Source organism: Microbacterium sp. ZOR0019 (assembly GCF_000800925.1).
Classification (GTDB): domain Bacteria; phylum Actinomycetota; class Actinomycetes; order Actinomycetales; family Microbacteriaceae; genus Microbacterium; species Microbacterium aurugineum.
This window is the reverse complement of the sequence record NZ_JRKC01000063.1, coordinates 30,693-44,772: the sequence shown is the minus strand read 5'-3', so window position 1 is coordinate 44,772 and position 14,080 is coordinate 30,693. Positions and strand designations below refer to the sequence as shown.

At 68.9% G+C, this 14,080-nt stretch carries 12 protein-coding genes; 8 read left to right on the top strand and 4 right to left on the bottom strand.

Features of this window, described 5'->3' with window-relative positions; translation table 11 throughout:
- Window positions 1-160: 160 nt before the first annotated feature.
- Entirely contained in the window at window positions 161-877 is a 717-nt protein-coding gene (locus L978_RS13260; protein ID WP_047523767.1) for a TetR/AcrR family transcriptional regulator, read from the bottom strand.
- Between the two features lie 163 nt (window positions 878-1,040).
- Between L978_RS13260 and L978_RS13255 the strand changes: the two genes are divergently transcribed.
- The 7 genes from L978_RS13255 to L978_RS13225 all read left to right on the top strand — a co-directional run bounded on the left by L978_RS13255 (window position 1,041) and on the right by L978_RS13225 (window position 9,843).
- A complete protein-coding gene (locus L978_RS13255; RefSeq protein WP_052193723.1) occupies window positions 1,041-2,885 on the top strand; it encodes an alpha/beta hydrolase family protein in 1,845 nt (614 codons plus the stop codon).
- 119 nt (window positions 2,886-3,004) lie between these two features.
- Window positions 3,005-4,705 (top strand): ABC transporter substrate-binding protein, encoded by a 1,701-nt coding sequence (locus L978_RS13250; RefSeq protein WP_052193720.1) that lies wholly within the window; start codon window positions 3,005-3,007, stop codon window positions 4,703-4,705.
- 43 nt (window positions 4,706-4,748) lie between these two features.
- Entirely contained in the window at window positions 4,749-5,714 is a 966-nt protein-coding gene (locus tag L978_RS13245; protein ID WP_047523704.1) for an ABC transporter permease, read from the top strand.
- Window positions 5,711-6,613 carry an ABC transporter permease gene (locus L978_RS13240; RefSeq protein WP_081997055.1) on the top strand — a complete coding sequence of 301 codons (903 nt, stop codon included), beginning with the start codon at window positions 5,711-5,713 and terminating at the stop codon, window positions 6,611-6,613. Before L978_RS13245 ends, L978_RS13240 begins: the two co-directional genes overlap by 4 nt.
- A complete protein-coding gene (locus tag L978_RS13235) occupies window positions 6,610-7,617 on the top strand; it encodes an ABC transporter ATP-binding protein (protein WP_047523702.1) in 1,008 nt (335 codons plus the stop codon). The genes L978_RS13240 and L978_RS13235 overlap by 4 nt, the downstream gene beginning before the upstream one ends.
- Window positions 7,614-8,639, top strand: coding sequence for an ABC transporter ATP-binding protein (locus tag L978_RS13230; RefSeq protein WP_047523701.1), 1,026 nt, complete (start codon window positions 7,614-7,616; stop codon window positions 8,637-8,639). The genes L978_RS13235 and L978_RS13230 overlap by 4 nt, the downstream gene beginning before the upstream one ends.
- 118 nt (window positions 8,640-8,757) lie before the next feature.
- Window positions 8,758-9,843: a tartrate dehydrogenase gene (locus L978_RS13225; RefSeq protein ID WP_047523700.1), complete on the top strand. Its 1,086-nt coding sequence runs from the start codon at window positions 8,758-8,760 to the stop codon at window positions 9,841-9,843.
- Between the two features lie 107 nt (window positions 9,844-9,950).
- Here L978_RS13225 and L978_RS13220 read toward each other — a convergent pair whose 3' ends face one another.
- The 3 genes from L978_RS13220 to L978_RS13210 all read right to left on the bottom strand — a co-directional run bounded on the left by L978_RS13220 (window position 9,951) and on the right by L978_RS13210 (window position 13,427).
- Complete coding sequence (locus L978_RS13220; protein ID WP_047523697.1) at window positions 9,951-10,388, bottom strand: VOC family protein; 438 nt, start codon at window positions 10,386-10,388, stop codon at window positions 9,951-9,953.
- Window positions 10,389-10,425: 37 nt separating this feature from the next.
- Window positions 10,426-10,776, bottom strand: coding sequence for a TraR/DksA family transcriptional regulator (locus L978_RS13215; protein WP_047523696.1), 351 nt, complete (start codon window positions 10,774-10,776; stop codon window positions 10,426-10,428).
- Between the two features lie 104 nt (window positions 10,777-10,880).
- Window positions 10,881-13,427 (bottom strand): MMPL family transporter, encoded by a 2,547-nt coding sequence (locus tag L978_RS13210; protein ID WP_052193717.1) that lies wholly within the window; start codon window positions 13,425-13,427, stop codon window positions 10,881-10,883.
- Between the two features lie 69 nt (window positions 13,428-13,496).
- Between L978_RS13210 and L978_RS13205 the strand changes: the two genes are divergently transcribed.
- Window positions 13,497-14,069: a TetR/AcrR family transcriptional regulator gene (locus tag L978_RS13205; RefSeq protein WP_047523691.1), complete on the top strand. Its 573-nt coding sequence runs from the start codon at window positions 13,497-13,499 to the stop codon at window positions 14,067-14,069.
- The last annotated feature ends 11 nt before the right edge of the window (window positions 14,070-14,080 follow it).

The following is a 14,080-nucleotide window of genomic DNA, read 5'->3' as shown; positions in this document are numbered from 1 at the left end:
GATTCCTAGCCCAGAACGCTCCTTCAGGACGTGTTTTCTCCTTCAGGACGTGTGTGCTCCTTCAGGATGCGTGGTCTCCTTCAGGGCGTGTTTTCTCCTTCAGGACGTGTGTGCTCCTTCAGGGCGTGCGTCCCTCCAGGCGCGCACACGGGCTCGGGCGTCAGGTCCCGGGAGCGTGCCGTTCGATGCTCTCCAGCAGCAGGTCGAGGGCGGTCTCCCAGGCACGCGGATCGCGCACGGCGGGAAGGGTGTCTCCGGCCCAGGTGATCGCGGGGAACTCTTCCGGGTCGAGCCGGCGGAAGTCCATCTGCCAGGTGAGCTCGTCGGAGTCCTGGACATCGGCGGGAAGAGCGGTCAGGGCGGCCTGGATGCTGGACGCTGAGCGGATCAGCTGCCCGAGCGCGCGGGCGTACAGCGCAGCCTGCTCACGGTCGTACCCGCCGCGGCGGAGAGCCCCGATCGAGAACTCCATCGACGAGAAGTCGGTCGGGCGGCGCAGCGCCATCTGCAACGCGAACTCCGGGTAGCGCATGTAGTGGTCGTGGATCAGGTGCGCCTGCCGTCGCAGGTCGTCGAGCCAGTCGTCGGTCGCCACCAGGCCGCCGCTGTAGGAGCGGGCGCGGAGGGTGTCGATCAGGGCGAGGAGCAGTTCGTCCTTGTCGCGGAAGTGACGGTAGATCGAGGTCGGGTGGGCGCCGAGCTCCTCGCCGATCGCCTGGAAGGTGAGGCGGTCGAGCCCGTCCCGTTCGACCACCCGGTCGGCAGCGGCGACGATGATGTCGCGGCTGAGGGAATCGCGGGCGCGGCGGGGGCGGGCGGTCGAGCTCGTGGCGCGTGTCGGCGTCTTCGCCGGTTCCGCGGCCTTCCGTGTTGCCATCGGGAGCACTCCGTTCGTCATCGCGTATCGGTCACGCAGAGATCACGGTACCCCACCGTCGTCACGGTGTCTGTCAGTGGCATCGACAATGCGGTGAGACCCTATCCGAATCGATTAGCCAGTGTTATAGTCAACGTCATTGACCAGGTGAGAAGGAGCAAGGATGCTGCAGAGCCCGGAAGAGCCGACGACGGATGCGGTCGAGGAGCACTTCACCGTGCCGTACCTCATGACCGTGCGCCCCGCCTCGGGCGCCGAAGACCTCGCCCTGGTCGTCGAGAATCATCCGGACGGTGCTCGCGGACGCCTCTGGCATGCACCCGACGCTCCGGGGGAGCCGTTGCCCTTCGAGGTCAGCACGGGCGCGATCGTCACGAACGACGGACGGTGGATCGTCGACCTCGACGACGGCGGCGGCTCCGAGGTCGGGACCCTCGTCGCCTCCTCGATCGACGGTCGTGAGCGCGTCGCGCTGACCCCCGGCCGCGAGCCCTACGTCCTGCGCGGCCTCACGATGTCGCACGACGGCTCCGCCCTGGTGGCCACCGTCGTCGATGAGGACGGCTTCCACGTGCTGGTGATCCCGGCGGCTCCGTGGGGTGAGCCGAAGGTCGTCTACTCCCACCCCGTCGAGGCCTGGTTCGGTCTGCCGTCGGCCGACGCCTCGCTGGTCTCGATCGACACGACCGCCCACAACCCCGGTATCCGTCGTCCGCTGATCACGGTGGTCGACGCCGTGAGCGGCACGCCCGTCGCCACGCTCGACGACCTGCCGGCCGGGCCGGTCCGTGCCGTCGGCTTCTCCTCGGAGCCCGGGGATGAACGCCTGCTCCTCAACACCGAGCGCAGCGGTTTCTCGCGTCCGGCCATCTGGCATGTCCGCACGGGCCAGCGGCACGACTTCGACCTGCCCCACCTCGCCGGAGAGGTGATCGCCCTCGACTGGAACGCCGCTGCCGGGCGGGTGCTCGCTCTGCACGTCGACGGCGGCATCCATCGGCTGCTGGAGCTCGACGAAGCCGACGGCACGGCACGGACCGTGCTCGAAGGAGGGAGTTTCGCGGAGCCGGACGTCGCGAGCCTGCATCCGTACTACTGGACGTCGTACTACGCGCCTCGGGGAGCGGTACGAGCGCTGCGCTCGAGCTGGGACGTGCCGCTGCGGGTGACCGAGGTCACCGCGGACGGGCGTGAGGTGACGCTCATCGCACACGCGGAGGTTCCCCCCGGGCAACCGTTGACCTCGACCCTCGTCACGAGCGCCGACGGTACCGCGGTGCAGCTGTGGTCGGGGCGTCCCGCGGGGCGCGCACCGATCGGCACCGTGCTCGAGATCCACGGCGGCCCCAACCTGGTCGCCGTCGATCACTACAACCCGTCCGCGCAAGCCTGGATGGATGCCGGCTTCGCTTACGCGTCGCTCAACTACCGCGGCTCTGTGACGTTCGGGCGTGCGTTCCGCGAAGGTTTCTGGAACGCCGGGGGCGACCGGGAGATCGAGGATGTCGCGGCGGCGATCGCCTGGCTGCGCGCGCAGGGCCTCGCGGATCCGGCTTCCACGTTCATCACCGGGGCGTCCTACGGCGGGCACATGACGCTGCTCAGTGTCGGACGTCTCCCTGAGCTGTTCGCCGGTGGCTTCGCCCACGTGGCGGTCGCCGACTGGTCGGTGACGATCGAGGCCATGAACCCCGCGGTGCGCACGGTGTGGAGTTCATGGGTCCCGCCCGAGCTCGTCGAACGCTTCTCGGCCATCACCTACCTCGACGACGTCACGGCCTCCGTCTGGGTCAATCAGGGCTCCGTCGACACCCGCACTCCGGTCATCGGCGTGCAGGGCTACGTCGATCGCCTGCGCGCCCGCGGCGGTGACGCCGTGCTCGAGATCTTCGAGGGCGGGCATGAGCCGACGGGTCTGAAGGGTGCCGCGCACGACCAGCGCCGCATGCACGAACTCGCCCTGCGGACCCTCGCCGGCGAGCGTTGGGATAACGAATCTCGCTACTAGTCACGAACATTGACTAAAAGGCTTGCTATCTATTCCGGTCAGTCCTAGAGTCGGACCAATACCCGCACGACAGCACGTTCGCACTGTCCCTCAGTCGCACGATCACTGGAGATCCGTCCATGTCGAAATCACCGCTTCGCACCGCTGTACCCGCATCCCGCCGCGTGCTCATCGCCGCGCTCACCGTCACCGCGTTGGTCGGTTCCCTCGCCGCCTGCGCACCGTCGTCCGCGACGCCCGAACCCAGCGAGGTCGCCGTCGTCGACGGTGGTGAGCTCGTGATCGGCGCCGAGCAGGAGCCCGACTGCACCGACTGGATCGCCACGTGCGCCGGGTCGATCTGGGGCACCTACGTCATGCAGGTGCCGACCATGCCCGCCGTCTTCCAGACCCGCCAGGTCGATGAGGAATGGGTGCCCGTCCCCTCCGACCTCGTCACCGAGGAGCCGGTGGCCGAGGTCGCTGCCGACGGCACGCAGACCATCACCTACTCGATCAACCCCGAAGCGGTGTGGTCGGACGGCGAGCCCATCACCTCGGCAGACTTCGCCTACACCGCACTGCAGATCCGTGATGGCGACGACATCTTCGACAAGACCGGCTACGACCGCATCACCGCCGTCGACACGAGCGATCCGCAGACCGCGGTCGTGACGCTCGACTCCGCGTATGCCGGTTGGCGCACACTGTTCAGCGTCTACGGCATCATGCCGTCTCACCTGCTCGAAGGGCAGGACCGTGCGGCGCTCATGACCGACGGCTACGACTTCAGCGGCGGCCCCTGGAAGATCGAGAAGTGGACCCGCGGCACCTCGGTCACCCTCGTGCCGAACGAGAACTATTGGGGTGAGAAGCCGCACCTCGACAGGGTGACCTTCCTGTTCCTGCCCGACACCACCGCGGCGTTCCAGGCACTCAAGAGCGGTCAGGTCAGCGCGCTCTACCCCTCGCCGCAGCTCGACGCGCTCACCCAGATCGAGGCGGGTCTGCCCGGCATCCGGTCCCAGGTCGATGCGCGCAGCGGCAACCTCGAGGCGATCTGGCTGAACAACGCCGCCGCCCCCTTCGACTCGGTCGCGGTGCGTCAGGCGCTCGCGTACTCGATCGACCGCGACGCGATCGTGAAGCGCCTGTTCGGAAGCCTCGGCATCGAGGAAGCCCAGCAGAGCTTCAACTCCCCGATGGTCGCGCCGTTCGCCGCCGACGACTTCTCGCGGTACACGCTCGACCTCGACAAGGTCGACGAGCTGATGGAAGGCGACGGCTGGTCGAAGAACTCCGACGACGTGTGGGCGAAGGACGGCGAGACGGCCACCTTCGCGGTCAAGACCCTCGCCGGCAACAAGCGCCGCGACCTCACCGTGCAGGTGCTGCAGTCGCAGCTCGCCGACGCCGGCTTCGAGATGACGATCGATCAGGTGACGCCCGCCGACCTGTTCGGCACGACCGCGCCGCAGGGCGACTTCCAGGCCGGCCTGTGGGCTCTCGTGGACACGTTCCCGGACCCCACGCTCAGCTCGACGTTCTCCTCGGTCAACATCCCGAGCGAGGCGAACGGCTACTCCGGCATCAACTTCTACCGCGTCGACATCCCGGGTCTCGACGACCTGCTCGGCCAGGTCGACAGCGAGATCGACACGGATGCCCGCATCGCGGCGTCGCACGAGGGGGACGCGTTGATCGCGGAGAACGTGCCGTCGCTGCCGCTGGACACGGTGCCGAACGTGCTGCTGTGGAGCGAGACGGTCGGCGGTCCCTTGCAGATCAACCCGGTCGAGGGTCCGTTCTGGAACCTCGCCGAATGGGGCCTGGCCGGCTGACGCCGACCGGGTTCGAGAGCCAGGACAGGGACGGGGCGACGACGTGATCACCTTCATCACACGGCGAGTGCTGTACTCGGTGCCGGTGATCCTCGTCGCCTCGTTCATCCTGTTCTGGGCCGTGCGCTCGACGTTCGATCCGCTCGCGAAGCTCCGGCAGGCGCAGGATCCGACGGCGATCGCCCGGGAGATCGAGCGGTTGGGGCTCGACCGTTCCATCCCCGAGCAGTACTTCCTCTGGCTGCGTGCGATGGTGACGGGCGACTGGGGGGTGAGCACCCGCACCGGCACTCCCGTGCTGCCCTTGATCGGCGAAGCGTTGTGGCCGACGCTCCAGCTCGCGTTCTGGGGGCTCGTCGTGGCCGTGCTGATCGCCGGAGGCGTGAGCGTCTATTCGGCCGTGCGACAGTACTCGCTCGGCGACAACCTGCTCACCGGAGCCTCGTACATCGGTATCGCGATGCCGGCGTTCTGGTTCGGGCTGATCCTCATCCAGACCTTCGCGGTGTGGCCGAAGGAGCAGTTCGGGCTCAGCGAGCCGCCCCTGTTCTTCATCGGGTTGCACTCCCCGGGGCAGACCGGAGCGCTCGACTACATCCGCCATCTGGTGCTGCCGGTCGCCGCGCTGATGATCGCGCTCGTCGCGTCGTGGAGCCGGTTCGGGCGCGCGGCCATGCTCGATGCGCTGTCGAGCGACTACGTGCGCACCGCACGGGCGAAGGGCGTCCCGCGACGACAGGTCATCTGGCGGCATGCGGTGCGCAACTCCCTCGCGCCGTTCGTGACGGTCGTGGCGCTGGATGCCGCGATCCTGATCGGCGGACTCGTCGTGACCGAGCAGATCTTCGCGATCCCCGGCATGGGGCGGCTGTTCCTGCAGTCCCTGGTCGCCGGTGACGTGTTCGTGCTGCTGCCGTGGATGCTCGTGGTCGCGGTCGCGGTGGTCCTCAGCAACCTGATCGCCGACATCGCCTACGCGGTGCTCGACCCGAGAGTGAGGCTGTCATGAGTGGTGCAGGCATCGCCGGAAGCGAGGAGCTGCTGACCGAGCAGGATCCGCAGAAGGCTCCCACCCGCCAGCTGCTGAAGGGCTTCCTCCGACACCGGCTCGGCGTCGTGAGCCTGGTCGTCCTCGTGGTCCTGGTGATCGCGTGCTTCGGCGCCGGTCTGATCGCGCCGTATGCGCAGGGACAGCAGGACCTGCTGCTCGGACCCACGCCGCCGTCGGCGGAGCACTGGCTCGGAACCGACGAGCTCGGGCGAGACTACTTCAGCGAGATCCTGTTCGCCGGCCAGGTGTCGCTTGCGATCGGGCTGGCGGTGGCGTTGCTCGCCACGGTCGTCGGCACGGCGGTCGGCGCTATCGCCGGCTACGTCGGCGGCTGGATCGGCGAACTGCTCATGCGCATCACCGACCTGTTCCTGATCGTCCCGGCGATCGCGCTGCTCGCCGTGATCCTGCAGGGGCTCGGCCCTTCACCCACGACGATCGTGTTCGCGCTCACGGCGCTGGGCTGGACCTACATCGCCCGCGTCGTCCGCGCACAGGTGCTGTCGCTGCGGGAGAAGGACTTCATCGACGCGGCCAGGGGCATCGGCGCATCGGGCCCGCGCATCGTGATCTCGCACCTGCTGCCGAACCTCGCGGGGGTGATCGCCGTCGCGATGAGCCTGGCCGTGGCCTCCTCGATCATCGCGGAGTCGACGCTCAGCTTCCTCGGCTTCGGGGTGCAGCCGCCGCAGACCAGCTGGGGATCGATGCTGAGCCAGGCCGCCGGCTACGTCGGAACGCCCCAGGTGTATCTGCTGTACTTCCCCGGACTGTTCATCCTCGTGACGGTGCTGTGCGTGAACTTCATCGGCGACGGACTGCGCGACGCGCTCGACCCGCAGGGGAAGAACCTGTGAGCGGGCGGGAGGTGCTCCTCGCGGTCGAGGACGTGTCGATCAGCTTCCCGACCGATGTGGGGCTCGCCAAAGCGGTCGAAGGAGTCTCCTTCGTGCTGCACGAGGGTGAGACGGTCGGCATCGTGGGGGAATCAGGTTCGGGCAAGTCGATGACCGCGATGGCCATCATGGGCCTGCTGCCGAAGAAGGCCGTCGTCACCGGATCGATCCGCTTCCGTGGACAGGAGCTCGTCGGGCTCTCGGATGACGAGCTGCGGGAGATCCGCGGCAACGACATCGCGATCGTGTTCCAGGACGCCCTGACCGCGCTCAATCCCGTCATGCGCGTCGGGGACCAGCTGATCGAGGCTGTGCGCGTGCACCGGCCGGAGTCGACCGCGGCCGAGCGCAGGGCCAGGGCGGTCGAGCTGCTCGACCTGGTCGGCATCCCCTCGCCCGAACTGCGCGTCGACCGCTATCCGCACGAGTTCTCCGGAGGCATGCGGCAGCGCGTCATGATCGCGATGAGCATCGCGAACGAACCCGACCTGCTGATCGCCGACGAGCCCACGACCGCGCTCGATGTGACGGTGCAGGCGCAGGTGCTCGAGGTGCTGCGCGAGGTCCAGCGCCGGACCGGCACCACGGTGCTGCTCATCACGCACGACCTCGGGGTCGTCGCCGGCACCGCCGACCGCGTGCTCGTGATGTACGCGGGCGGGCTGGTCGAGACGGCCGACGTCGACCCGCTGTTCTACGAGACCGCACACCCGTACACCGCGGGACTGCTCGCCTCGCTGCCGCGCATCGACCGGCGGGCGTCGCGGGACGAACGGCTGTATCAGATCGCCGGGCAGCCCCCCGTGGCGACGGCCTGGCCCGCCGGATGCCGCTTCGCGCCGCGGTGCGCCCACACGGTGGTCGGCCGGTGTGACGTGGCCGTGCCCGAACCGGTCGCGGTCGGTGAAGAGCACACGGCCGCCTGCGTGCGGGGCGGCGAGTGGCAGAAGGAGATCGTCACATGAGCGCGCCCCTCAGCGTCCCGGTCCGCAGCGCGGGCCTCACCGTGCAGGACCTCGTCAAGGAGTACCGCGTCGGCGGTGGCCTGTTCGGTCGGACCCGTGACGTGGTGCAGGCCGTGTCGGAGGTGAGTCTGTCGATCGAGGGCGGGCAGACCTTCGGGCTCGTGGGCGAGTCCGGATGCGGCAAGTCTTCCCTCGGACGCAGCGTCGCCCGTCTGCAGTCCAGCGACGGCGGGTCGATCCGTCTCGGCGAGGACGACATCACCCGGGTCGAGGGGACGCGCCTGCGGGCCCTGCGTCGCCGCGTGCAGTTCGTGTTCCAAGACCCGTACGCCTCGCTGAACCCGCGCAAGTCGGTGCGGGCGACCCTCACCGAACCGCTCGTGATCCACGGTCTGCACCGTGGGGACCACGACCGCCGCGTCGAGGAACTGCTCGCGCAGGTCGGGCTCGACCCCGCGCACGCCGACCGCTTCCCCCATGAGTTCTCGGGCGGACAGCGGCAGCGGATCGGCATCGCCAGGGCGCTCGCCGTGGAACCCGAGGTCATCGTGCTCGACGAGCCGGTCAGTGCGCTCGACGTCAGCGTGCAGGCGGGCGTGCTCAACCTGCTCGACGATCTGCAGCGCGACCTCGGGCTCACGTACCTCTTCATCGCGCACGACCTCTCCGTGGTGCGGCACCTGAGCGACCGGGTCGGGGTCATGTACCTCGGCCGACTCGTCGAGGAAGGACCCGTCGACGAGCTGTACGAGCGGCCGCTGCATCCGTACACGCAGGCGCTGCTGTCGGCCATCCCGGTGCCCGATCCCCGAGCCGAGCGGGCACGCGAGCGCATCGTGCTCACCGGTGACGTGCCGAGCCCGGTGTCGCCGCCGAGCGGATGCCGCTTCCGCACCCGCTGCTGGAAGGCCACCGAGATCTGCGCCGAGGTCGTGCCGCCGCTCGTGGAGCCCGCGCTCGTCGCCCCCGGCAGCACGCATCGCGTCGCCTGCCACCACCCCGCCGAGCGCGACGTCCTCTGACCCCGCCCCCACCTCCTCTCATCCCCTCGTGTGTTCCGGTCGCGATATGTCACCCGAAACGACCGAATCAGGTGACATATCGCGACCGGAGCAGGGGATATCCCGGAAGGAACCACCCATGACGACCACACACCGCATCGCCGTGATCGCCGGAGACGGCATCGGCCCCGAGGTCATGCCCGAGGGGTTGCGGGTGCTGCGAACCGCGGCCGCCCGCTTCGGCATCGCGCTCGAGTTCGAGGAGTTCGACTTCGCGAGTGCCGCGTACTGGCAAAGTCACGGACAGATGCTGCCGGACGACTGGTTCGAGACTCTCCGCGGATTCGACGCGATCTTCTTCGGCGCGGTCGGCTGGCCCGATGTGGTGCCCGACCATGTGTCCCTGTGGGGGAGCCTGATCCAGTTCCGCCGGGCGTTCGACCAGTACGTGAACCTGCGCCCGGTCCGGCTCATGCCCGGGGTGGTCTCCCCGCTCGCCGGACGCGCCCCCGGAGACATCGACTTCTACGTCGTGCGCGAGAACACCGAGGGCGAGTACTCCTCGATCGGCGGACGCATGTTCGAGGGCACCGACCGTGAGTTCGTGCTGCAGGAGACCGTGATGACCCGCACCGGCGTCGACCGGGTGCTGCGCTACGCGTACGACCTGGCGCAGCGCCGCGAGGCGAAGCACCTGACCTCGGCGACCAAGAGCAACGGCATCTCGATCTCGATGCCGTACTGGGACGAGCGGGTGGCCGCGGTGGGTGCCGACTACCCCGACGTGCGCCGCGACCAGTTCCACATCGACATCCTCACCGCGAACTTCGTGCTGCACCCCGACTGGTTCGACGTGGTCGTGGCCAGCAACCTGTTCGGCGATATCCTGTCCGACCTCGGACCCGCCTGCACCGGCACGATCGGCATCGCCCCGAGCGCCAACATCAACCCTGAAGGGGTCTTCCCCAGCCTCTTCGAACCGGTGCACGGCTCCGCGCCCGACATCGCGGGCCAGGGTATCGCCAACCCGATCGGCCAGATCTGGTGCGGCGCGATGATGCTCGAGCACCTCGGATATCCGGAGGCCGGAGCCGCCGTGCTCGCCGGGATCGAAGACGTGCTGGCCCGGGGCGCGGAGGCGGCACCGTTCACGCCGGACCTCGGCGGCACGGCAAAGACGACGGAGCTGGGCGCGGCGATCGCGGCGGCCGTCGCCACCGTCTGAGGCGGATCGCGGAGAGCCGGGCGGCACCCCGTACGCTTCGTTGCGGGATCGAGAACGCGCCTCCGCCGGGGGTTTCCGGTGCGGTTCTGATCCCGCAACGGCGGCGGTCAGCTCTTCGTGAGGTCTTGCGCGAACATCACGAGGATGCCGCTCGGGCCGCGCAGGTACGTGAGCTTGTAGAGGTCCTGATATGTCGCGACGCCGCGGAGCGGGTGGAATCCGTGGCGGGCGGCGATGGCGAGGGACCCGTCGATGTCGTCGACGGAGAACGCGATACGGTGCATCCCGATCTCGTTCGGAAGCGTCGGGTCCGTCTCGATCGCATCGGGGTGGATGTACTCGAAAAGCTCGATCTGGCCGCGTCCATCCGGTGTCTGCAGCACCGCGATCTTGGCGTGGTTGCCGTCGAGCCCGACGGCGGTCGCCGCCCACTCTCCGCTGACTTCGTCACGACCGAGCACGGTGAGACCGAGGTCGGTGAAGAAGGAGATGGTGGCTTCCAGGTCGCGGACCGCGATGCCGACGTTCTCGAGGGTGATGGGCATGACGGGATGCTACTGGGGATCGCCGCGCACGGCAGGGCTAGCCTCCGAGTTTCTCGGCGCAGGCGACGCAGTACTCGGCGAAGGGCCGTGCCTCGAGGCGGCCGGCGGGGATGGGGCGTCCGCAGTTCGCGCAGAGGCCGTAGGTTCCGGCATCCACCCGGACCAGCGCGTCGTCGACCTGCCGGAGTTCGGATGCCGCGGCCTCGGCGAGTCCGGTCAGGCGCGACCACTCCGACGACAGGGTGACGCCCTCGGGGTCGTGCTCGTCGTCGTCGTTGGAGCCCTCACGGTCGTGCGTGAGCTCGTCGAGCGTCGCAGCGGTGGCCTGCACGCGCGCCTCGGCCCGAGCGCGCAGTGCGAGCAGGCGATCACGGGCGTCGGCGGTCATTCGACCACTCTAGGCACCGGGGGCTGCCCTCGGCTCGAATCGCGCAACGGGCTCGATACGGCCCCGGGATCGAACCATTCACGCGATTCGAACGGCGGGAGAAGCTACACCGTCGGGGTTCGCGTCGGTACCGAGTCGGTCGTGGTCGGCACGGCCACCGCCTTCATGCCGGGGTGGTCGCGTTCGAGCGCGGCACCTTCCATGTCGACGTTCGGCAGCAGGCGGTCGAGCCAGCGCGGCAGCCACCACGCCGAGCGTCCGAGCAGGTGCATGAGGGCGGGCATGAGCAGCATCCGCACCACGAAGGCGTCGAGCAGCACCCCGAACGCCAACCCGAATCCGATCGAGCGGATGATCGTCGACTCCGAGAAGATGAACCCGCCGAACACCGACACCATGATGAGCGCGGCGGCGATCACGACCGAGCGGCCGGCGCGGAAGCCCTGGGCGACGGCATCCCGCGCCGAGGCCCCGTGCACATACGCCTCGCGCATGCCGGAAGCGAGGAACAGCTGATAGTCCATGGCGAGCCCGAACAGGATGCCGACGAGGATCACGGGCAGGAAGCTCAGGATCGGTCCGGTGCTGTGCAGTCCGATGATCTCGGCGCCCCAGCCGAACTGGAACACCGCCACGATCAGCCCGTAGGTCGCGAACAGGGAGAGGACGAACCCGCCCGTGGCGATGATCGGCACGAGCAGCGACCGGAACACCACGATCATGATGAGCAGGGAGAGCCCGACCACGACCACGAGGTACAGAGGCAGGACTCCCGCCAGGGCTTCCGAGATGTCGATGTTGATCGCGGCCTGACCTGCCACACCGAGGGTGATCCCGTCGTCGATCGCCGGCATCGAGCGCAGGTCCTGCACGAGTGTCTCGGTCGACGCGCTGTTCGGTCCCTCCTCCGGCACGACCTGGAACGCGAGCAGGGTGTTGTCGTCGGAGGTCGCGATCGGTGCGACGGCGACCACGTCATCCTGGTCGGCGATGGCCTGCGCGATCGTGACCTGCGTGGCGAGCACGTCGTCGTCGCTGACCGCATCGTCCAGGGTCGCGGTGACGAGCAGAGGGCCGTTCGCGCCCGCGCCGAACTGTTCGTCGACGGTCTGGAAGGCGCGGTAGCTGGTGGAGTCGCTCGGCTCGCTCGAACCGTCCGGCAGTCCGAGTCGCATCGACATCGCGGGGATCGCGATGATCAGCAGGGCGACGACACTCACGACGGCGGTGACCACGGCTCGGAGCGTCGACATGCGCTTCACCGGCTTGCCCGCGGCGTGCTCCTCGCCGATCGTGCCGCGCGCGCGACGGCTGAGCAGGCGCGGACCGACGAGGCCGAGGATGGCGGGGGCGAGGGTGATCGCGACCAGCACGGCCACCGCGACGCACACCGCGCCGACCGTTCCCATGAGGCCGAGGAAGGGGACGCCGGTGACGTTGAGGGCGAGGAGGGCGACGATCACGGTCGTGCCGGCGAAGACGACGGCCGTGCCGGAGGTTCCCGTCGCGAGCCCGATCGACTCGCGCACCGGGACACCGGCGAGCAGTTGCTTGCGGTGTCGGTTCACAATGAACAGGGAGTAGTCGATGCCCACCGCGAGGCCGAGCATGACACCGAGGACCGGGGTCACGGAGGCCATGTTCACCACGCCCGAGAACGCAAGGGATGCCGTCACGCCGACGCCCACACCGACGATGGCCGTGACGATCGGGAGGGCGGCGGCGAGGAGCGAGCCCAGCATCACGATGAGGACGATCGCGGCGAACGCGAGACCGACAGCCTCTCCGACGCCGAAGATCTCCGGGACGCCCTGTGCGATGTCGGTGCCGAAGTCGACCTCGACGCCGTCGATCGGTGCGGACTCGAAGTGCTCGATCGCGCCCTGCTTCACCTCTTCGGAGAGCTCGAGACGCGGGTCGACGAAGGAGATGTTGACGATGGCGGTCGATCCGTCTTCGGAGACCACGCCGATGCCGTCCGAGAGGGCGAGGAGGGTCGTGCCCAGCTCGACCTGATCGGAGTTCTCGTCCAGTTCGATTCTCTTCGACGCGAGAGTCGCCTGCTGGGCCTCGAGTTCGGCCGCCTGTGCGTTCAGCGCGGCCAGCTGCGCATCGAGGGCGGCCAGCTGCTCGGGGCCGGCTCCGGACTGCTCCGCCTGGGCGCGGGCGGCGGTGAGCTGCGCGATCCCGGCCCCGAGCTGAGCCCTGCCGTCATCGAGCTGGGTCTGGGCCGCATCCAGCTGCGTGCGGCCGTCGGTGATCTGCGCCTGACCGTCGGCGAGCTTCTGCGCCTGCTCGTCCTGCTGCTGCTGCGCGTCGAAGGGGTCGATCACCCGGGCGACGCCGTCGAGGTCCTCCGCGCTCACGGCGAGGTCGGAGATATCCTGCTTCTGCTCGTCGGTGAACGGGGATCCGTCTTCGGTTCGGTAGACGACGGTGCCGGTGCCGCCGGCGGTGTCGGGGAGCTTGTCGGCGAGCTCTTCGATCACGGCGCCCGAGGCGGTGCCGGGGATGTCGAAGCTGTTGCTCAGCGTGCCGCCGAGGGTGAGGAAGGCACCGACGCCGAGGCCGAGGATCACGACCCACGAGACGATCACCGTCCAGGCCTTGCGCGCAGCGAACGAACCCAGACGGTACAGCAGTGATGCCACAGTGGTCTCCTTCAGACCCAAAGATCATACGGCACGTCTCGTCTAGGGATCTGTGGCTATCCTGAGTCCATGGTCAACGAGCATCGCAGCGGGCCCGTGCGCAGCACCGCGGCGCGCGAAGCGATCCTCGACGCGACCTCCCGCCTGTTCCACGCCCAGGGGTACGACCGGCTCACGATCGAGGGCATCGCCAAGGAAGCCGGGGTGGGCAAGCAGACCATCTACCGCTGGTGGCCGTCGCGGGGTGCCCTGATCGCGGACTGCATGGTCGACGGGCGCCTCATCCCCGTCGATTTCGTCGTGCCCGACACGGGTGACCTGTTCGCCGACGTCGAGGCCTGGCTGCAGTCGGTCTTCCGAATCCTCGAGACGACGCAGGGTCAGGCGTTGCTGCAGTCGCTGGTCGCCGCCGCCGCGGAGGATGCCGCGGTCGGCGCTCACCTCGGAGGGAGCCTCGGCGTCGAGCAGCATCTCTCCGAGCGTCTGCGCGGCGGGATCCGCGACGGCGAGCTGCCGGAAGACGCGCCCGTCACGCAGATCGGTCGGGCGATCCTCGGGGCGATCATCGTGGAGTCGCTCGGCCGCGAGAGCCACGGACCCGGCGGGATCATCGAGCTGATCCGGTACCTCTTCACGCGCTGAGTCGCGCGCGT